The organism is Proteus sp. G3927, from assembly GCF_963894685.1.
Taxonomy (GTDB): Bacteria; Pseudomonadota; Gammaproteobacteria; order Enterobacterales; family Enterobacteriaceae; genus Proteus; species Proteus mirabilis.
On record NZ_CAWQGX010000030.1, the window covers coordinates 170,941 to 192,709 of the forward strand.

The 21,769-nt window shown below is 39.1% G+C and carries 16 protein-coding genes; 6 read left to right on the forward strand and 10 right to left on the reverse strand.

The window, feature by feature from the left end; genetic code table 11:
• Position 1: 1 nt before the first annotated feature.
• The 4 genes from bcsB to bcsR form a co-directional block, all read right to left on the reverse strand.
• Positions 2-2,293 (reverse strand): cellulose biosynthesis cyclic di-GMP-binding regulatory protein BcsB, encoded by a 2,292-nt coding sequence (bcsB, locus tag AACV00_RS13945; RefSeq protein WP_161680381.1) that lies wholly within the window; start codon positions 2,291-2,293, stop codon positions 2-4.
• A 66-nt stretch (positions 2,294-2,359) separates the two neighbouring features.
• Positions 2,360-4,957, reverse strand: coding sequence for a UDP-forming cellulose synthase catalytic subunit (gene bcsA, locus AACV00_RS13950; RefSeq protein ID WP_049220940.1), 2,598 nt, complete (start codon positions 4,955-4,957; stop codon positions 2,360-2,362).
• Positions 4,958-4,962: 5 nt separating this feature from the next.
• The gene (locus AACV00_RS13955) at positions 4,963-5,694 is read right to left on the reverse strand and encodes a cellulose synthase operon protein YhjQ/BcsQ (protein WP_161680382.1); all 732 of its coding nucleotides are present in this window, start codon (positions 5,692-5,694) and stop codon (positions 4,963-4,965) included.
• Between the two features lie 8 nt (positions 5,695-5,702).
• Positions 5,703-5,894, reverse strand: coding sequence for a BcsR/BcsP family cellulose biosynthesis protein (gene bcsR / locus AACV00_RS13960; protein WP_049199718.1), 192 nt, complete (start codon positions 5,892-5,894; stop codon positions 5,703-5,705).
• 827 nt (positions 5,895-6,721) lie between these two features.
• Here bcsR and bcsG point away from each other — a divergent pair.
• Positions 6,722-8,431: a cellulose biosynthesis protein BcsG gene (bcsG, locus tag AACV00_RS13965; protein ID WP_126656517.1), complete on the forward strand. Its 1,710-nt coding sequence runs from the start codon at positions 6,722-6,724 to the stop codon at positions 8,429-8,431.
• A 160-nt stretch (positions 8,432-8,591) separates the two neighbouring features.
• Here the strand turns inward: bcsG and metK are convergent, their stop codons facing one another.
• Complete coding sequence (gene metK / locus AACV00_RS13970; protein WP_004244148.1) at positions 8,592-9,746, reverse strand: methionine adenosyltransferase; 1,155 nt, start codon at positions 9,744-9,746, stop codon at positions 8,592-8,594.
• A 691-nt stretch (positions 9,747-10,437) separates the two neighbouring features.
• Here metK and speA point away from each other — a divergent pair.
• The 5 genes from speA (at position 10,438) to AACV00_RS13995 (ending at position 15,330) form a co-directional block, all read left to right on the forward strand.
• On the forward strand, positions 10,438-12,345 hold the full coding sequence (gene speA / locus AACV00_RS13975) for a biosynthetic arginine decarboxylase (protein ID WP_004244147.1): 1,908 nt from the start codon (positions 10,438-10,440) through the stop codon (positions 12,343-12,345).
• Between the two features lie 98 nt (positions 12,346-12,443).
• The gene (gene speB, locus AACV00_RS13980; protein ID WP_004248574.1) at positions 12,444-13,364 is read left to right on the forward strand and encodes an agmatinase; all 921 of its coding nucleotides are present in this window, start codon (positions 12,444-12,446) and stop codon (positions 13,362-13,364) included.
• Positions 13,365-13,694: 330 nt separating this feature from the next.
• On the forward strand, positions 13,695-14,474 hold the full coding sequence (locus tag AACV00_RS13985; RefSeq protein WP_004248573.1) for an acetoin reductase: 780 nt from the start codon (positions 13,695-13,697) through the stop codon (positions 14,472-14,474).
• A 180-nt stretch (positions 14,475-14,654) separates the two neighbouring features.
• Positions 14,655-14,996, forward strand: a complete 342-nt coding sequence (locus AACV00_RS13990; protein WP_004244144.1) for a type II toxin-antitoxin system RelE/ParE family toxin — start codon at positions 14,655-14,657, stop codon at positions 14,994-14,996.
• Positions 14,986-15,330: a helix-turn-helix domain-containing transcriptional regulator gene (locus AACV00_RS13995; protein WP_004244143.1), complete on the forward strand. Its 345-nt coding sequence runs from the start codon at positions 14,986-14,988 to the stop codon at positions 15,328-15,330. The genes AACV00_RS13990 and AACV00_RS13995 overlap by 11 nt, the downstream gene beginning before the upstream one ends.
• A 78-nt stretch (positions 15,331-15,408) precedes the next feature.
• Here the strand turns inward: AACV00_RS13995 and mutH are convergent, their stop codons facing one another.
• From mutH to leuB, 5 genes are all read right to left on the reverse strand, one after another.
• Entirely contained in the window at positions 15,409-16,086 is a 678-nt protein-coding gene (mutH, locus tag AACV00_RS14000) for a DNA mismatch repair endonuclease MutH (RefSeq protein ID WP_004248572.1), read from the reverse strand.
• Positions 16,087-16,688: 602 nt separating this feature from the next.
• Positions 16,689-18,368 (reverse strand): HTH-type transcriptional regulator SgrR, encoded by a 1,680-nt coding sequence (sgrR, locus tag AACV00_RS14005; protein ID WP_004248571.1) that lies wholly within the window; start codon positions 18,366-18,368, stop codon positions 16,689-16,691.
• A 282-nt stretch (positions 18,369-18,650) separates the two neighbouring features.
• Positions 18,651-19,253, reverse strand: coding sequence for a 3-isopropylmalate dehydratase small subunit (gene leuD / locus AACV00_RS14010; protein ID WP_017827192.1), 603 nt, complete (start codon positions 19,251-19,253; stop codon positions 18,651-18,653).
• An 11-nt stretch (positions 19,254-19,264) separates the two neighbouring features.
• Positions 19,265-20,674, reverse strand: a complete 1,410-nt coding sequence (leuC, locus tag AACV00_RS14015; RefSeq protein ID WP_049203016.1) for a 3-isopropylmalate dehydratase large subunit — start codon at positions 20,672-20,674, stop codon at positions 19,265-19,267.
• 1 nt (position 20,675) lies between these two features.
• On the reverse strand, positions 20,676-21,767 hold the full coding sequence (leuB, locus tag AACV00_RS14020; RefSeq protein ID WP_004244138.1) for a 3-isopropylmalate dehydrogenase: 1,092 nt from the start codon (positions 21,765-21,767) through the stop codon (positions 20,676-20,678).
• Positions 21,768-21,769: the final 2 nt, after the last annotated feature.

Here is a 21,769-nt window from a genome sequence, read left to right on the forward strand (position 1 = left end):
CTTACTCCTTATCCGCAAGACGACGTTGGCTTCTTATTTTCATTGCTCGCCAAATAAGAAGAGAAATAAGCACAATACCGACAATGGCAGCTAACCCCAGCCAAATAGGGTGTGAAGCAAAAACATACCAAACCTCTTCCCACCAAGGTAAATAGCCGACGAAATAGGTATCACCAACACGTAAACTATGGACACCAGACTCTCTGACTAATACTACAGAGCCATGCATTGCATCACGTTTACCACTATCACTTATCGCTTCATTTAATAATCGATAACCTTGGGGACTATCGGCTAATAGCGCCACTACACTACGCTGTGAAAAGAACGGAGATTGAAAACCAATAATAGTGCCTAGTGATCCGGTTGATGTTAAAGATGTTCTGCTATCTGGACGCTTATCTAGATCTTGATAATTGGTATGACTAAAAATGGTGATTTCACGTGATGGCAGTGTAATTTCGCTACGTGCTTTATCAATCAAGACATTCATCTGTTTATCATTATTGAGTGCTGGAGGAATTGTCCCGATTAATAATAAATCAGCTTCTTGTTTTGATAATTCCTCTAATGATGCAGTTAAAGAGACATTTAACGCGGGATAGCCAGTTTGTGCACCAATATTACCTAATGATATCAATAACGTTGTTAATTGCTCAGGTGAAGGGGATTGGTTGACATAAATAAGAGTTTCTGACAAATCGGCATAACGGCTAAATGGGAACCCAGCATGACTATAAACACGCAAATCAGGTAGAGCAATATAGTGGCGATAGTTACCAGTAAAATTAAAGCTTGATAATTCATCTAATGCTACCGTGTTAGGGACTGGGTGATAAGTAATACATTGATCAACGGAGCCTCCGGGGATCGGATTTGTATAGTCAAAAGAGAAACGGATCTGATTACGTTCACCTAATTTTACCGCGGGGATATTGAGAAGATTTTTGTTTTCGATCCAACCTTGAATTAACGGTAGATAAGCCACAATAAAGTTCTCTTTTTTATCTCTCTCTAAAGGGTAGGCTTTGATAAAGTGATCGTTGACTGAAATCGACATACGAGAATCATCTTGAAATGCCGGAGCGGTATAACGATAACGCAATTGCATCTGTAGTCCTGTATTATTAAACATAAATAAATCAGGAGGTAAGGTCATATTGAGTGTGATGGGAGCAGGCTCTAGTCCACGAGATTGCAACTGACCTTGATAATCTTGCAAGGTATTAAAGTAGATTGGTTTATTTAATTGTACCCACTTAGGTGCATCATAAGGCTCACGTGGTGCCAATAGATTGACATCATTAATGGTGACGGTATCCCCTCTAAAAATAACTTGTCCCCGGGCAATACCATTGACGGCGGTAATTAAGTCATTGTCATCGCGACCCATTACTAACAGCAGTTTTACATAAGGATCCGTTGGGTGTGAGACTAATTCAATGGTGGGAGCATTGACATTGGCATGTGTATTAAGAAAGTCGGGGCGCTGTTTATTAGTGGCAAATACAATGCTGTGTTGATTGGGCAACTGATTGTAATACACAGGGTAGTGTTGCTGGCGCCAATCGACTTGTGTACCAAACCAAGAAGCGAGTATTCCCGCCGCTTTTTGTTGGGTAAGAGTAGGGGATTGGCTAAACACCATAGGTAAGGTAAAAGTACCAAAATCGCGACTATCAAAGAAAGGCTCGGGGAAATTGGCTAATTCGTTACTCAATTTCAATGATTGATAGGTGAGATGCAGTTGGCTATTTTTGCTGATATCAAGCCATAAGGTGGTATTGGCTTGGTTTTCACAAATTTCTCGGTAATGGCCGATAAAAGTAAATTTTAAATGATTAAAATCTTGAATAAACCGTGGATCGAGCGGTAATGTAATGTGGTTTTTATGGCCGAGATCTTCTTTTTTCAGGGGGATCACGCCCATGATTTCATCATTTAAATAGATATTAAGATGTGATTCTATAGGCAGTAATGAAGGCGAGGGGGTAAACTCTAGATCTAATATTGCCTGTGAAACATATTCATCACTACGAACACCAAATTCTAGATAACCATCAGGGCTAGCGCCTTGTAATTTTAGAGCACCATAAGTAGGTGCTGTTGTTGCAAATAGTCGTGTTTCTTGGCGAGATGGGGTTATCTGATCCGGTGATGTTAAAGTGACTTTCTCTTCTTCAACCGTTATGAAAGGTTGTTCCGTTATAACCGCTGGCACTTCTTTTTCGTCATCACTATAAGCTAAACCGGAAAGCATAAGTAAGGCGAATAGTAGAAAATATTTTTTCATTATTATTACCCATAGATCTTATTGTTCATTAATAAATTCCCAAAAAGCTGAGTTTTACCGTTAAGATTAATGAAATATTTGTGAAACATTGACACGTCGTGGAAGTAGCGATAATAGCCACAATAAACACTGCCCTAATAAACGAAATAAGAGGTAAACAAGATACGGGGCGCGTTTAAGTAAGGTGTTATAGCCCCGCATACTGATATAAATGATATTTCTTAAACTATTCAGTGGATTATCGGCAGGGAGAGCGTGTTGCCAATTAGCCCAAGTGTCGGCTCGTTCAAAAGTACAGGCGGTAAAATCAATGGATTTTTGTGTATCCATATTAAGCAGTTGTAAGCCAATAATGCGATTATCAATCCGTAAAATACGTGCTTCAAAAGCATATTCACGCTGATTTTGTTTGAGAATAACGGTGATCTCTTGGTGACAAGATAAGGGAACTGTAAAATTATCTGGTAATACAATGGCACAGCCATTATCAGAGAAGTCATTGAGCTGACAAGAATAAAGCGAACCGTCTTGGAGTAATAGCATTGCGGGTACTCTTAGACGTACCCGTGGAAACTGGCGCTCTTGCTTTGCTTCTACAGAAACAGCAATGGCAACACCTAGTAATACTAAGTTATAGCATACCCAAACTAAGCACATGAGTACGGCTAACCTTTCATCGGGATCGCCTGTTGCGATACGCCAGAAAGCAAATAGAATTCCTAACAAATTAAGATTAAGAAACAGAATATAGGGGCGATTAATTTGCCAATCGACAAAACTTTTCTTCATAATTGCCCCTTTCTCTGTGACATTAAATTTACCTTTATAAGGTGAGAATAGGGTGCTTAATACGGGGCGAGTGGTGTACCAAGCTAAAATCGTTTCATAAATTTCTCCCCAAAATGAGTGGCGATAAGGACCTTGTAATTTGGTCGCGGCTAACCAAATGTGTAATAAATAAGGCACGACATACAAAGCGATAGCGATGGCGGGTGCGTAAATAATATAGGCATGAAAGATAAGGAACGTTAGTGGTGCTAATAAGAAGATCATCCTTGGTATGCCTGATAAAAAGTGCAACATGGCATTGAGGTAACAAAAGCGCTGTGGCAGTGTCAGCCCTTTGCCAAAGAGTGGATTATCTAAACGAAATATTTGTATCATTCCTTTTGCCCAACGTATGCGCTGGCCAATATGTGCTGAAAGTGATCCTGTTGCTAATCCTGCGGCAAGAGGGATACGAATATAAGCAGAAGTCCAACCATGACGATGTAAGCGTAATGAGGTATGTGCGTCTTCGGTCACAGTTTCAACTGCCAGCCCGCCAATTTCATCTAAAGCACAACGACGTAATACAGCACAGGAGCCGCAGAAAAAAGCTGCATTCCAAGTATCATTACCATCTTGCACTAATCCATAAAAAAGCGTGCCTTCATTCGGTGTTTCGCGGAAATTGCCTAAATTACGTTCAAAGGGATCAGGGGAGAAAAAGTGGTGTGGTGTTTGTACCAATGCCATTTTTTCGTCTTTTAGAAACCAGCCCATAGTAAATTGTAAGAATGAGCGTGTCGGAATATGGTCACAGTCAAAAATAGCCACATATTCTCCGCAGGCTTTGCTCAATGCATGGTTGATATTACCGGCTTTGGCAAAATCATGTTTTTCACGAGTGATATACCGAATACCAATTTCTTTAGCAAAAGCCGCAAACTCAGGGCGAGAGCCATCATCTAATAAATAGATAGTTAATTTATCTTTAGGCCAATCAATGTTTAAACAGGCATAAAGTGTTGGTTTTACAACTTGTAGTGCTTCGTTATATGTGGGAATAAAAATATCGACAGTAGGCCATTGTGTTGTATCTTGAGGCATTGAAATAGGTTGTCGATGGAGTGGCCAAATACATTGCATAAAACTAAGAAATAACACAATCCATGCATAGGTTTCAGCCAGTAATAGTAAGATCCCAAAGAAAAGGCTCAGATTATCCACCCAGTAGAGTGTGTATTGATAGCGCCACCAAATATATCGGCAAGCAATAGTCAGCGATAAAATAATAATGGTAATAGAAGACAGTCGGCCAGGGATATCACGGATAGCTAAGGCTATCAGCCAAATCACGAGAACAAAAACGAATTGTAGTTTTAAATCAAAAGGTTGAGTAATACTTAATAAGATAATAAAAATGGCAAAAACAGCAACGAGCGATAATAGAGCGTATTGCCATAGTGGCGTGTTTGTTTTCTTATGATGGATCATATCTCGCGCAACAGGAGATAAGCGAGCAAAGAGATTTTGATAATACTGTCTAATATAGACAATAAATTGAATCGGTTTTTTCACCAAGGTGAGCATCAAGTAATGGCAAATAAGCCAAATACTTTGTAATAAGTATCGGATCGGATCGCATAATTTAGGGCGACGCGGATTAATATGAGGAAATAGTTGTTGTTGTTTTTGTGCTATTTTCTGCCAAAAAGGGGATTCCATACGCAAAAAGAGCCACATTAATACCCAGAAAAGCTCATTCACGATAGCCGCACTGAATGAAGCCCCATTATGACGATAAAATTTGTAATAACGGGTTAAGATATGCGACTGCATAGTAGCCTGTTGCCTTATCGAGCGGGACGCTTTTTTCTCTGGATAATCGATGGTTGACATTGTGGCTATCCTTTTTTGCTTAACAATAAAGGCAAACACCATTGTAGAAGTTGATTAATTTCTTCAACTAACATGCAATTAGCGCGGTAATCATATAAAGGTAAGCGTGAAGCACAGGCTTCTAATAATGCTTCATCGCGATGAAGTTTTATTGGGCAGAAAGGAAACTGACTGGTTTGCCAAAATTGATAAAAATCTTGATGGATTTGGCTAGTGGCACAAAATTGATTCACCAGAATATACTCATTGGCAGCAAAGGTATGTTGGTTAAGCCGAATATGACAGTTACTTTCAGGTGTGGTAACGGTTAATACGATATTGGCTTTCGCAACCCATGATTTAAAAAGGGTATTGTGCTCTGGTTGTAAATCGAGAAAAATTAAAGTGTCTGGGTATTGTTGAGTAAAAGCGGTAAAAAAATGCTGCAGATGTTGGTTGGCAGTGGCAGATGCTTGCAAATGCAATTTATCTTCTGAATTAACGACTCCAAAAGGTAAAATCTGATAACCGTTTTGATAATCACAAATCGCTTGTTCTATTGGGGTATGCGCGAGTAGTGCTTGTCCTAATGTGGTGACTTGTGATTTTTCTGGAAAATAGAAATGTAAGATATTATTCACACAGTTATCGATAACAATGACATTGTATTTATGGTGATGAAATTGGCGAGCCAGTGCAACGGTTATTGAGGTGGTTCCTACTCCACCTCTGAGCCCTTTTAATACAATTAGTGGCATAGTTTTTCTCATTTAGTTATTGAATTAAATGTGTTGAGTAATGGCCAACGATAAATAAGGCTATGTTGATTTTCTTCGTTATTAATATCTCTATAGTGATAGTTGTTTATTGAAAATAATTTCTTTAATTTATTTATATCTTGGTTTGTACTCTCTTTTTCTCTTTTTATCTCCGAGTGAATAAATTTTTTATTTTCCATTTTTTAACCCTCATATGAAAATAAATTCTTAATCTGTAATTTTATTTTTCTTAGCTAGAGAAGGGGTAAGTGTTAAATAAAATATTAATATTCTTTATTTAAGGATATGCCTTAAAAATAGTTATTTCAATTACGTATAAATACATAAATTAAATATACGAATTTAAACTCCATTGGGAATGAATAATAACCCTCTTTGACAATGATAATATTCTCAATAAATTCATTTAAATAATAACTAAACCATTGTTAGTCAAAAAAATGAAATATAAGATAATTGTAAATTACCTATTTATAACAAATTCTAAGGTAGTCTTTTTTAGATGATCAAAAAAGATTTGATTTTTATCAAGTAAAATACCATTAAATTAGTTAAATCATCTATTTATTCTTGTTTTCATTTTATTTTTTAGCTTTATGTTCTTGTGGTGTTTGTTTTGTAATGCTCATGTTAATTTAATTGATCTATTTGTGATTATTTTGTTTAGTTTCGGATATGGGAAAATAAGATAACTCTGTGTTGCTATTTATTTTTTAAAATAACAACACAAATATAAAATTTATGTCTATTATATAAATATAAAGTGGCGTTTTGTTTATTAATCAACTTAATTGTTTTTAAGTTGATTGCTTATATTTATTTGTCAGTAATTTATTTTTATGTACTCTTTCTTTTACATATAAGTAGTTTTACTAATTGATGGGGGAATATTCTATTAAGAATTAACTTTATAGTTATTTATAAAAATAAGAAGTATAAAAAGGCAAATATGAATATTCATATCAATGTCGGATATTATATAGATACGAATAAGTAGGTAATTAAAATGAACAAGACTAAAACAACCCGGTTAAGTTTTTTACATTACTGGCATGGGTTGGGTGCCTGGAATTTTTATTTTTTGCTAAAGTTTGTTTTGCTTTGGTATGGTTATTTAAAATTTGATGCATTTAGCAATTTACTCTTTCTAGCATTTTTATTATTTCCACTACCGAAAACATTTTGGCATAAATTACGTAATTGGATAGCGATCCCTATAGGGGTTATGCTTTTCTACCACGACACTTGGCTACCTAGTTTTTCAACGGTATTAGAACAAGGAGGGCAGTTAAAAAATTTTTCATTCTCTTACCTCATTGAATTAGCTGTTAATTTTATTAACTTAAAGATGATCGGGGTGGCATTTATTTTACTGGTAGGGTATCTCTTTATTGAACAGTGGGTAAGAGTGTCGGTGTTTATTATCGCGGGTGTAGTGTGGCTTAATATTAGTGGTTTTACCCATTTTTCAGGTGCTATGGCTTCTGCTGTTTCTGCCAATAGCTTTACTCAGCAAACCAACACATCTATCGATCAGCCACAACCGCAAAATACAGAAATATTATCGACAGCGCAGACTAGAGCGCCAAATAATAGCGTACTGAGTTCACCTTACCCACCACAAAAACAGCCGGCTAATAACAAAGTGTTAGATGAATGGCTTGCTCAGTTTTATCGTTACGAAAATAAACGCAGCACACCCGCTCCCGCCCAGCTCTCTTCTTATGCACAACCCTTTGATATTTTAATTATTAATATTTGTTCACTCTCTACCGCTGATGCGGCAGCCGTCGGATTACAGCAACATCCTATTTGGGGTAACTTTGATGTGTTATTTAATCGCTTTAATAGTGTTGCTTCTTATAGTGGCCCCGCTTCATTACGTTTATTAAGAGCCAGTTGTGGCCAAACACAACACGCTGATTTGTATGATCCTGCCGATATGCAATGCTTATTGATGGATAATCTGGCTGCTTTAGGTTTTGAGAAGAAATTGGTGCTCGATCATAATGGCGAGTTTGGTCATTATCTTCAAGAAATTAGAGAGTTAGGTAATCTTAATGTGCCGTTGCAAGATCAACGCGGACTCTCTCATCAAATTACCGCTTTTGATGGCTCTAAAATCTATAACGATAAAGAGACCTTAGAGCGTTGGTTAAAAGCACGAGAAAAATCAGATGAAAAACGGACGGTGACCTTTGTCAATTTAGTGTCACTTCATGATGGTAATAGGTTCGTTGGCGAAAATACAACGGCTGATTATGGTAAAAGAGCCTCAGCGCTACTTGATAACTTAAATGCTTTTATTAATACCCTTGATAAACGTGGCAGAAAAGTGATGGTGGTAATTGTTCCTGAACATGGAGCCGCATTACAAGGTGATATAACTCAGATGTCTGGTTTGCGAGATATTCCAAGCCGAAGTATTACTACGGTTCCTGTCGGTATTCGTTTTACTGGACTTAAAAATCAACGTTTACCTCATACGCCTATGATGATCGATAAACCAAGCAGTTATTTAGCGTTATCCGATTTTATTCTCCGTAATGTGAATGGCGATATCTTTAATCAACCCACCATTGATTGGAATGCTTTAACCCGTGAATTACCACAAACCGCGACGGTATCAGAAAATCAAAATACCATTGTGGTTGATTATCAAGGGAAATCTTATATCAAATTGAATGAAGGAGAGTGGATAGACTACCCTGATTGATTTGTTTATTTCATCATCACTCCCTGTTCTCTTACTGACTTTGAGTTCCCCGTTAATATTGCGGGGGTTTTTTTATGGTTAACAAAGAGATAAATTTCAGGAATAAAAAACCACACCTAAAAGATGTGGTTTAATGAGTTTGCTATGAAACAAGGGAAATTTATTTTAAACCCGCAGCTTCACGTAAAATCTCAGCTTTATCTGTTGCTTCCCAAGGGAATTCAGCACGACCAAAATGACCGTATGCTGCTGTTTTTTGGTAGATCGGATGCAGTAAATCCAGCATTTGAATTAAGCCATAAGGGCGTAAATCAAAGAACTCACGTACTAATAAGATCAGTTGTGAGGTAGGGATTTTTTCAGTACCAAATGTTTCGACCATAATAGATGTTGGTTCTGCAACACCAATAGCGTAAGACACTTGAATTTCACAGCGATCTGCTAAGCCCGCAGCAACAATATTTTTTGCAACATAACGTGCAGCATAAGCCGCAGAACGGTCAACTTTGGAAGGATCTTTACCAGAGAATGCCCCACCGCCGTGGCGTGCCATACCACCATAAGTATCAACAATGATCTTACGACCTGTTAATCCACAGTCGCCCATTGGGCCACCGATAACAAAACGACCTGTTGGGTTAATGAAATATTTGGTTTGTTCATTTAACCATTCTGTTGGCAGAATAGGTTTAATGATCTCTTCCATTACCGCTTCATGTAAGTCTTTTTGTGAAATATCTTCAGCATGCTGAGTTGATAAAACCACGGCATCAATACCAACAATGTTGTTATTGTCGTATTGGAAAGTGATCTGACTTTTGGCATCTGGACGTAACCATGGTAGTGTGCCATTTTTACGTACTTGAGCTTGGCGCTGGACTAAGCGGTGAGCATAAGTAATAGGTGCTGGCATCAGAACGTCAGTTTCATTAGTGGCATAACCAAACATTAAGCCTTGGTCACCGGCACCTTGTTCAAGGGGATCTGCGCGGTCAACACCTTGGTTGATATCTGGGGATTGTTTACCAATCGCACTGATAACGGCGCAGGAATTAGCATCAAAGCCCATATCTGAACTGGTATAACCGATTTCACGTACTGTTTTACGTGTGATCTCTTCGATATCAACCCAAGCTTTGGTGGTAATTTCTCCGCCTACCATCACCATGCCTGTTTTAACGTAAGTTTCACAGGCAACACGTGCTTTTGGATCTTGTTCTAAAATTGCATCCAATACGGCATCAGAAATTTGATCCGCAATTTTGTCTGGATGACCTTCTGATACTGATTCAGAAGTAAAAAGGTGTGTAGTCATTATATCTCGTTACCTTAATACAGATGGTCTAAGGATGGATGTTTTAACATCTAGACGTCCATTTTAGGACTGTTTTCTCTTTAATTCCAGCTTTTTTTAATCAAATATAGGGATAAACTCGCATCCAATAGTTGATATCATTTTTTGTGTGACACAATTTTTCAAGTGAGCAAAAAGAAAAATAATAAAAAAAAGCGATTTATCTATTTTGTTTTTGCATTTTGGTTCAACTACAGGTATAACCTCGCCGTTACTGTGAAAACTGAATCACAGTGTAAACCGCAGGATTGCTGATCCTGTTTCTCTGTTAGGGAAATGGCTTATAAGGTTAAGCCATGTGTGGAGTGAATGGGTAATGATCCATTGTCTACTGGTTATTCTTTTCAAAAACCAAAACAGTACTCGCCAATACTATACCCGTAGTATGTCTAGAGTGATTTCCTCTTTGAGCTCTTTTTCTTTAGAGCGAAGTTGTCTGTTACTTGCCAATAGGTGATTGTGTTAACTATTAGTCGGTTAACTTCATCGCTTTCTACTACTATATCCTGCATTAGGCTGGATAATCATACAAAAATATATAGTGAGTCATTACTTCTAACTGTTATTTATCGGTCATTTCAGCTAGCCATGAAATTATTGACTACTATAGTGACAGGCAAGGTATAAACTCATACTCCCTAAGGAGAATGTCATGAATGATAACATCGCTCGTAAGATGCAACAGACTTATAACATCACATATTGGGGGGGAGGATACTACTGCGCGAATAATCGCGGCAATATTAGTGTTTGCCCAAATCCTGATGTGCCTGAAGCAACGCTGGATTTAACAGAATTAGTTAAGCAAGTACAAGAAGAGCATTCACATTTACGCCTTCCTGCGCTGTTTTGTTTTCCACAAATTTTACAGCACCGTTTGCGCTCAATTAATGCCGCTTTTCATCGTGCACGTGAGTCTTATGGCTACAAAGGGGATTACTTTTTAGTTTATCCAATTAAAGTCAATCAACAGCGTCGTGTGATTGAATCGCTAATTAATGCTGGAGAGCCATTAGGATTAGAAGCTGGCTCTAAAGCTGAATTAATGGCAGTGCTTGCTCATGCCAATATGACCAGTTCGGTGATTGTTTGTAATGGTTACAAAGATCGCGAATATATTCGTTTAGCCCTTACAGGGGAAAAGCTCGGTCATAAAGTGTTCTTGGTCATTGAAAAAATGTCTGAGATAAAAATGGTACTTGAAGAAGCCGAACGTTTAGAAGTGATCCCCCGCTTAGGGGTTCGTGCTCGCCTTGCTTCTCAAGGCTCCGGTAAATGGCAAGCCAGTGGGGGGGAAAAATCTAAATTCGGCCTAGCTGCAACACAAGTACTACAACTTATTGATACGCTACGCCAAGCTGGTCGTTTAGATAGTTTGCAGTTATTGCATTTTCACCTTGGATCACAGATGGCTAATATCCGTGATATTGCGACAGGTGTGCGTGAATCAGCCCGTTTTTATGTTGAGCTACATAAGTTAGGGGTCAATATTCAATATTTTGATGTTGGTGGTGGCTTGGGCGTTGATTATGAAGGTACGCGCTCACAATCTGATTGCTCCGTTAACTATGGCCTGAATGAATACGCTAATAACGTGATTTGGGCGATTGGTGATGCTTGTGATGAAAATGAATTACCTCATCCAACCGTTATTACAGAATCAGGTCGAGCATTAACTGCGCATCATACGGTGCTTATTTCCAATGTTATTGGTGTTGAACGTAACGAATTTACTGCAATCACGCCGCCGGCCGAAGATGCTCCAAGACCTATCGCAAGCCTTTGGGAAACATGGGAAGAGATGCAAACCAAAGGGAATAGCCGTTCATTGCGTGAATGGCTGCATGATAGCCAATTAGATTTACATGATGTCCATACTCAATATGTACACGGTATGTTAAGTCTGACAGAGCGTGCATGGGCGGAAGAGTTATATCTGAATATCTGTCGTCATATTCAATATGATTTAGATCCAAGTAATCGAGCCCATCGCCCGATTATTGATGAACTGCAAGAGCGTATGTCAGATAAGTTCTATGTCAACTTTTCACTGTTCCAGTCATTGCCTGATGCTTGGGGAATTGATCAATTATTCCCTGTATTGCCAATTGAAGGTTTAGATAAACCGCTCGATCGGCGTGCTGTATTGCTAGATATCACTTGTGATTCAGATGGTATTATCGATCATTATGTCGATGGTGATGGGGTCGAAACCACGATGCCAATGCCAGCTTATGATCCTGAATATCCACCAATGATTGGCTTCTTTATGGTGGGGGCGTATCAGGAAATCCTTGGTAATATGCATAACTTATTTGGTGATACAGCAGCCGTTGATGTTTATCTTGATGAGAAAGGCAATCTTACTTATCAGTTGAGTGAAGAGGGTGATACCGTTGCGGATATGCTTCAATATGTAAAACTTAATCCTGCGGTATTGTTGGAGCGCTTCCGTACTCAAGTGAAAAATGCACAGTTAGATAAAGCACTCCAAGAGCAGTTCCTAACTGAATTTGAAAGTGGCTTATACGGTTATACCTATCTGGAAGAAGAGGAGTAATGCTTACTTCCTAATGCAGAGTGGTGTTGATACATCACTCTTTATCTATCATATTGATTTATATGTTGCTTGTTAAAATAAGTAACAGAGGTAATGGCATGAAAAATTGTACGTTAGGTAATGAGACTGATAATTCTTTGATCTCAAATGCATTTGGTTTTTTACGTTTTCCACTGAATTTTCAACCTTATAGCAGTGATGCTGATTGGGTGATCACTGGGGTGCCTTTTGATATGGCAACTTCAGGTCGTGCAGGTACTCGCCATGGGCCCGGCGCTATTCGCCAGATTTCGACTAACTTAGCGTGGGAAGGACATCGCTGGCCTTGGCACTTCGATATGCGTGAACGCCTCAAAGTTGTTGATTGTGGTGATTTAGTATTTAACTTCGGTGATGCACAAGATATGAGTGATAAGCTACAAGCTCATACGGAAAAATTGCTAGCAGCAGGTAAAAGATGTTTAACCTTTGGTGGTGATCACTTTGTGACATTACCTCTATTACGTGCTCACGCTAAACACTTTGGCAAAATGGCCTTGGTGCATTTTGATGCTCATACCGATACTTATGCTAATGGCAGTAAGTTTGATCACGGTACGATGTTCTATCATGCTCCTAATGAAGGTTTGATTGATCCACAGCATTCAGTGCAAATTGGTATTCGTACTGAGCATGACACTAATAACGGCTTTACTGTCTTGGATGCTGCACAAGTTAATGATCGTGGGGTTGATGATTTAGTCGCGCAAATTAAAGAGATTGTGGGTTCACTTCCTGTTTATTTGACTTTTGATATTGATTGCCTTGATCCCGCATTTGCACCGGGTACAGGAACACCGGTTGTGGGTGGATTAACCACGGATAAGGCGCTGAAAATGCTGCGTGCTTTACAGCCGTTAAATATTGTAGGCATGGACTTAGTTGAAGTATCGCCAGCGTATGATCAATCAGATATTACTGCCCTTGCCGGAGCAACCATTGCACTTGATATGCTATATCTGCAAGCGGCTAAAAAATAATTACTTTTTTTGTCATAAATAATGTCAAGGCAATATCTATTTAGATATTGCCTTATTTTTATCCATTAAATGAATGAGTTAAGCATTTTTTGCTAACTATAAAGTTAATGAGTAAAAAAGATCATCTGCTCTTTTGCAACAGATGATGGCCTTTTGGTAACTTGTTATTCTAAATGATAATTATTTTCACTACATTCTATTCTACTTATTGTGTTTACTAGTGAATGATCATTTCTTTGTCACATCGCACTTTAATTGCTACTGTTAAATTATTAATAAAGTTCTTTTTTGGAAGAGCTTTTTCATCTGTAAATATTCAGGAGAAAGACAATGGCTTTGAATGGTAAAGTAATTTTAGTTACAGGTGCTGCTCAGGGAATTGGTCGTGGTATCGCATTACGTCTTGCTAAAGAGGGTGCCGATATTGCTCTGGTTGACTTAAAAGCAGATAAATTATCCGATGTAGCAAAAGAAATTAAAGCGTTAGGGCGTAAAGTAACGACCTTTGCTGCAGATATTAGCAACCGTGATGAAGTCTTTGCGGCTGTTGAACATGCTGAAAAAACCTTAGGCGGTTTTGATGTTATGATCAATAACGCAGGTATTGCACAGGTGAAACCTCTTGCAGATGTGACTCCGGAAGATATGGATCGGATCTTCAAAATTAACGTTAATGGTGTGATGTGGGGTATTCAGGCCGCTTCTGAGAAATTTAAAGCATTAGGCCATAAAGGGAAGATTATTAATGCATCTTCTATTGCTGGGCACGATGGTTTTGCCATGTTAGGGGTTTATTCTGCCACTAAATTTGCAGTACGTGCATTAACACAAGCGGCAGCTAAAGAGTATGCGAGCGCAGGCATCACTGTTAATGCTTATTGCCCGGGCATTGTCGGCACCGATATGTGGGTTGAGATTGACGAGCGTTTCGCTGAAATTACTGGAGCACCAAAAGGTGAGACCTATAAAAAATATGTGGACGGTATTGCTCTAGGACGTGCTCAAACTCCTGATGACGTAGCTGCGTTAGTTTCCTTCTTGGCAAGTGATGATTCCGACTATATTACGGGCCAAGCTATCTTAACCGATGGCGGTATTGTCTATCGTTAATTATTGATTACTTAATCATAATTGTTATTTGTGCCCCGAGTTATTCACTAAGATAACTCGGGGCATTTTTTTATGATATGTGTACGAAAAATATTTCCTATTTGATTTTTGTCTGTTATAAGTTACATTTTTAGTGTGATTTATAAGCAACAATTAGGACTTTGGCAATAAGGAAAGCAAATGCCATATAAAATAGTGCGTTATCAGGACAGAAACCAAAAAGTACCCTATCGAGAGTGGATACAAAAGCTTAGGAAACGAGATCCTCAAGCGGCTGCTAAAATTGAAGTACAAGTAACTCGAGCATGTTATGGTAACTTCGCCGATCATAAATTTGTTCGTGATGGAGTCTGGGCTTTACGAATAAACTTCGGGCAGGGATATCGGGTTTATTATTCAATAGAAAATGAATTTATTATTCTTTTACTTGTTGGAGGGAATAAAAGTACTCAACAAGCAGATATTGATAAAGCAGTGAACTATCTTGAAGATTATCATGTAAGGATGAAAAATGACCAATAAAATAGATGTAGTAAAAAGAAAAACTGTTCCTGCATATCTTGACCATGATTTAGAGATGATAAATGAACTACGAGAAGATCCTGATTATGCTGAGGTGTATTTGCAAACGGCGTTAGAAGGTATTTATGAGCCTGGGGGAATAGGTGCATTTTTAATTGCATTACGGCAAATTATTGAGGCTCATGGTGGAGTGGGCGTGATTGCGAAAAAATCAGGATTATCTCGACAACATATTTATCGAGCATTATCTGAAAATGGTAATCCAACACTGACAACATTGACAGAAATCACCAGAGCAGTAGGCGTTCGATTAGCATCAACTCACTGTGTTTAATAATTTACCAGCAAAAAATACGATGTGCCCCGAGTTATTCACTAAGATAACTCGGGGCATTTTGTTTACTGTAACGCATTAAAGTTGGAAATAACGAGCAATCAGTGGCGCAGTAAAGTTCTTTTTTAAATAAAAACCACGGGGAAGTGTCATGATGCGTTGTCCATTTTCACCAATGGCTTCGGTTAATGCCTTACTGTTAGCAGCCTTAGGGCGAATTTGTAATACTTGTCCGTGACGCGCAGTAATGCTTTCTACTTTTCCTAAGACAATCATATCCATTAACTCTTCCCAATCGTGACGCAGTAGCTCTTCTTCAAGATGATTGGGGCTCCAAAGTAGCGGGGAAGCGACTCTACGCTGTGCTAATGGGATCTCCCGTTCTCCCTCTACAGGCACCCATAATACTTTTGACAGCTTACGTTTTACATGGCTATTCTCCCATGTGATCCCACTGTTTCCTGTAAGTGCGGCTACACAAACAAAGGTCGTTTCTAATGGCATACCAAAACGGTCGATAGGGATGGTTTTTAGCTCAACTCCGATATGAGAAAAATCTTGTTCAGGTTTACTGCCGGCACTGGCACCTAAATAGTATTCCAATAGCATACCGACCCAACCTTTATCACGCTTTAAATTTTCAGGAATAGGAAGCTGTGCAAAAGCGGCGAGTTCACCGAAGGTATAACCAGCCAGCGCTTGTGCTCGTGCGAGTAAAACGGATTCATTTTCAGGTGCTGCTGGTGGCGTAAACATAAATAACTGTCTTCCTGTACAATAAATAAACAGAAAAAAAGGATGATGGAAAATGTTTTTTCACTGATTTAAGTTAAAACATAATAGCATGATATATCATCATTTTTTTATGTGAATCGAGGTTTTAATAATAAATGATATAAGTTGTTCAGGGTTATCCTTAGATCATAAACAGGCTTTTGCACTAGGTTATCCACAGCTTTGTGGGATAACTCCGCAAAAGTGAGATCACTGTTCTGATTTACAGCCTTGACTTTTGCCGATATTCCCCAAAATCTGCCTATTTCGATTAACTAATCGGCACAACCTGTGGATAAAACCGACTATGGTTGTTTTTCGTACAATTTAACCATTGGACTTTATTCATTGGTTTATCCAATCGTTGAAATAGGGATAAAAACTTATCTACTAATTTGAATTATAAGTGATATTTTAAAAAATGTTTCAACAGCCTGTACGCTAATATAAAAACTATACCCTGATTATCTCACTCTTTTTCACATAGATATCCACAGAAAAAGTGAATAAATCCCCTAGGCCTTACTGTTGGTGTTTATAACTTTGCGGGTTTCTGTGAATTAACATAGTTATAAGTGAAAACGCTATTTTAATGGGGGCGTTTCTAAATCAGGTATAAACCATGCCGATTTAAAATCAAACCAACCAAAGGTATTCATTTTTACACCGCGTATCGTACGTTGCCCTTGTAATTCAAGTAAATGGTGAAATAACGGGAAAAGCCAATTATTTTGTGTTAATTGGCGACACCACTCTTCAAGCGGTAATACTTTTTGACGCCATAAGGCTAGGGCATCTTTATAACGTTCACCCATGCACTGGTGAAATAGGGGCAGTTCATAAAGTGCTGCAAAAATAGAAAACTCGAGCGGTTTATAGAAATTGACGGTAGCTAACCAGATATCACTCTTTGCATCACCATAATACCACTGTTCATAATCAAGCACTTGAATGGATAATTCGATATCATAGTTAGATAAGATTTTTTTGATCAGTTCAGCAATAGTGCTGTATTCGTGGTGCTCTTTATACAGTGTAATGGTCAGTTTTGTGAGTGAAGCGGGTTTAGTATGCGGTGGGATCAGTTTGCTATGGTGCCAGTGTAACAATAAACCATAAGCAGGTGACCAATGGCGTTGATAAGAGGGCGCACAATGGGCCAACATATTCACCGGTGTTAATACACTACTAAGCCATTCGCGGATCTCAGGTTGTTGGCATTGTGTTGAGCGGCTATCGTAAAGTAAAAAATAACAGCCTTCCTCTTTGCGGCTTTCCAGTGAGTTGTTATGAGTATCATCATCGGTTAAATGAAGGGTAGAGCAAACCATTTTGTCTTTTAATTCAGGAACCACCCAAATATCGATGTTATCTAATAATGCGCGCAAACCAAAATAGCGATCAAACGCTTTGATTTGCAGTTTATGTTGATCATTGCTCATCACTTGGTATGCCCCTGTGCCAATGGGGTGCTGAGAAAAATTAGCGAGAGTTCGCCATTCTTGGGGTAAGATCGCTGCTTGTGGACTACCTAATAGGGTGGCAAATTGTTTATCCGGTACGGTTAAATAAATATCAATAACATAAGGTTGCGGTGAGGTTATTTTCTCAATATGTGCATAAAGTGGATTGCAGACTTTCATTCTCATTAAAGAGGTGCTGATATCCTCTATGGTTAATTCTCGTCCATGGTGAAAATAGATAGCAGGGCGTAAATAAAAGCGCCAATGTTGCTCGCTGAGCATCTGCCAGTGATGGGCTAATTCCGCTTCGACTTCCCCATTTTCCTCTTTTAAGTGAAGTAATGAATTAAATATTTGGCTCATTAAATGTAATTCAGAGCGCCGAAGCGGCGTACCGGGTAATAAATTACGAAAAGGGCGATAGTAAATTATTCGTAGACGTTGTTGGCTAGGGTGAAAGCTTTTTTCAATCTGTGAAAGCACCATTTGCCGTAACGAGTCTTTATCGCCCATCAGTGCAACGAGCTTTTCTATATCATTTTCTTCCAGTAATCGCTCTGCTCGGCTTTGTTGGATGTCAAAGGCGTTAGAATGAAAAGTCAGGGTGGATTTTTTTCCTCTTCCTACTTCTGCTTGCCAATCTATCCAACCAGTTTGATGCATTTTGTTTAGTAACGAACGCACATGGCGACGAGTGCAATGTAATGTTTCAGCAAGCTCTTGTAATGTGGTTTCAGTCTCTTTTCCCTCAAAAGCTTGCCATAAGCGAATAAATTGCAACTCTAAGCGGGGTGATGTCATAAAAGAGGAAATCCCTTATTAAAGTGATCAATTTTAATTTCCTTATATTAGACCGATAATGCTTGTGTTTAAAGTTAGCTCTTATGTTAGTTATCACAAATTATGAATACTAACAGACTCCCCCTTTGAGCATGCGGTGATTACCGGCCAGTGATAATAGGTCACTGGCTTTTTTTGTTCGTTTTACTGAAAAAAAATGCCGCGAGGTAAATAGCGGCGAGAATGACAAAGTTTAAATTTTTACAGATAACAAACAGTGAAATAAGGTAATTGAGTCAGTGATTAACGCATAAAAGCTGGTTGTTTAGCTTCATAAGCACTTATCTCTGCTTGGTGTTGTAACGTTAATCCGATACTGTCTAATCCTTCAATCATGCAATGACGGCGAAATGCATCGATTTCAAATGAGAAGCATAATTCACCGGCGATCACTTGTTGGGCAACTAAATCAACGGTAATAGGCGTACCAGCATGCTCTGTTACCCAATCAAATAACTGGGTAACTTGCTCATCACTTAATTTGATTGGCAATAACTGGTTATTAAAGGAATTGCCGTAAAAAATATCAGCAAAACTCGGCGCGATCACCGCATGAAAGCCATAATCTGTGAGCGCCCAAGGCGCATGTTCGCGAGAAGATCCACAACCAAAATTCTCGCGCGCCAATAAAATAGAAGCATCTTGATAGATGGGCTGATTTAAAATAAATGATGGGTTAGGCTGGGTGCCTTCATCATCTAAAAATCGCCAATCATGAAATAAGTGTTTACCAAATCCTGTGCGAGTGACTTTTTGTAAAAATTGTTTGGGAATAATCGCATCAGTATCCACGTTGGCAGCATCTAAAGGTACTGGAATTCCAGTGTGTTGTGTGAATTTATTCATTAGGCTCTCCTTTATGATACTGTTGCAAAAGTGCGAATATCAGCAAAATGTCCATGAATGGCGGCGGCAGCGGCCATTGCCGGACTGACTAAATGAGTTCTGCCACCACGACCTTGGCGACCTTCAAAATTACGATTGCTGGTCGATGCGCAACGCTCTCCGGGATTTAATCGGTCATTGTTCATTGCCAAGCACATTGAGCAGCCGGGTAAACGCCATTCAAAACCGGCTTCAATAAAAATTTTATCTAAACCTTCTGCTTCTGCTTGGGCTTTAACAGGGCCTGAGCCGGGAACAACAATTGCCTGTACATGGGAGGCGACTTTATGCCCTTTAGCTATCTTTGCGGCTGCGCGTAAATCTTCAATACGAGAGTTAGTGCAAGAGCCTATAAAAACTTTATCTATTGTAATATCAGTTAAGTTAACACCTTCAGTTAATCCCATATAAGCTAAGGCTTTTTCGGCGCTAGCTCGTTCAACAGGATCGTTAAAACTGTTCAATCGCGGAACAATTTGGTCAATAGCAATCACTTGTCCCGGATTCGTCCCCCAAGTCACTTGTGGTGCAATCTCTGCGGCATTAATCGTCACAGTAGCATCAAAAATAGCATCTTCGTCCGACTTTAACGTTTTCCAATAGGCGACAGCTTCATCCCACAATGGGGCTTGAGGGGCAAATTGACGTCCTTTTAAGTAAGCAAATGTAGTCTCATCAGGAGCAACTAAGCCTGCTTTTGCCCCCATCTCTATCGCCATATTGCATAACGTCATTCGCCCTTCCATACTCAAAGCTTCAATAGCTTCTCCCGTAAATTCAATGATATACCCCGTACCTCCCGCACTACCCAATTTTCCGATAATCGCCAATACGATATCTTTTGCCGTGATGCCATTGGCTGTTTTGCCTTGTACTTCGATTTTTAAGGTTTTAGCACGTGATTGTTTTAAGGTTTGTGTTGCTAATACGTGCTCAACCTCAGAAGTGCCAATACCGAAAGCTAATGCGCCAAAGGCACCATGTGTTGCTGTATGTGAGTCGCCACAAACAATTGTCATGCCTGGTAAAGTTAAGCCTTGTTCAGGCCCCATAACATGAACAATTCCTTGATATGGGTGATTTAAGTCATACAAGGTCACACCAAATTCTTGACAGTTTTTCATTAACTCTTGCATTTGAATACGCGCCATATCACCACAGGCGTTGATATCTTTGGTTTGAGTTGAAACGTTGTGATCCATTGTGGCAAAGGTTTTGTTGGGTTGACGAACGGGACGACCTTTGGTTCTTAAACCATCAAAAGCTTGAGGTGAAGTCACTTCATGCACTAAATGTCTATCGATATATATAATAGGTGTTTCATTCGCTACTTCTCTGACAACATGTGCATCGTAAATTTTTTGATATAATGTTTTACCCATGTTATGCCCCTTCTTGAATAAACTGAGCGATATGATCACCCATTTCTGCGGTTGTTATTGCGTTTCCTTCTCCCGCTAAATCTGCGGTGCGATAGCCTGTTGCTAGTACTCTTGTAATTGCTTCTTCAATGGCTTGGGCTGCTTTATCTTCATTAAAGCTATAACGCAGTAATAGGGCGGTTGATAAAATTTGTGCTATTGGATTGGCGATATTTTTACCGGCAATATCTGGTGCGGAGCCACCTGCGGGTTCATATAAACCAAAATGTGCTTCATTTACGCTTGCAGAGGGCAACATGCCCATTGAACCGGTGATCATGGCGCATTCGTCTGATAAAATATCGCCAAAGATATTGGAGCACAGCAATACATCAAATTGCGCTGGATCTTTAATTAATTGCATTGTCGCATTATCGATATACATATGTTGCAAGGTCACATCAGGGTATTGCTTAGCGACTTCAGTGACGACTTCACGCCATAAAATAGAGCTTTGTAAAACGTTGGCTTTATCAATCGACGTGACTTTATAACGACGTTTTTGCGCTGATTTGAAAGCAAAATGAGCAATACGTTCGATTTCATAGCGATGGTAAACCTCGGTATCAAAAGCACGCTCTTCGCGACCTTCACCATCACGGCCTTTAGGTTGACCGAAATAGATCCCCCCAGTTAATTCACGGACACATAAAATATCAAAACCGCGTTGTGCAATATCAGCACGCAATGGACAATAAGCTTCTAAACCTTTATATAAACGAGCTGGGCGCAGATTGCAGAATAATTTAAAGTGTTTACGTAAAGGTAATAATGCGCCACGTTCCGGTTGTTGATCTGCCGGTAAATGCTCCCATTTAGGCCCCCCCACAGAGCCGAATAAAATCGCATCAGCTTGCTCACATCCAGCTAAGGTGGTTGCCGGTAATGGTGTGCCATGATTATCGATAGCAATACCACCAATATCGTACTCTTTGGTCGTGATATTCAGTGAAAATCGTTTATTTACCGCATCGATCACTTTTTGTGCTTGCGCCATAACTTCAGGGCCAATGCCATCTCCGGGCAATACTGCAATATGATAATGTTTAGACATAA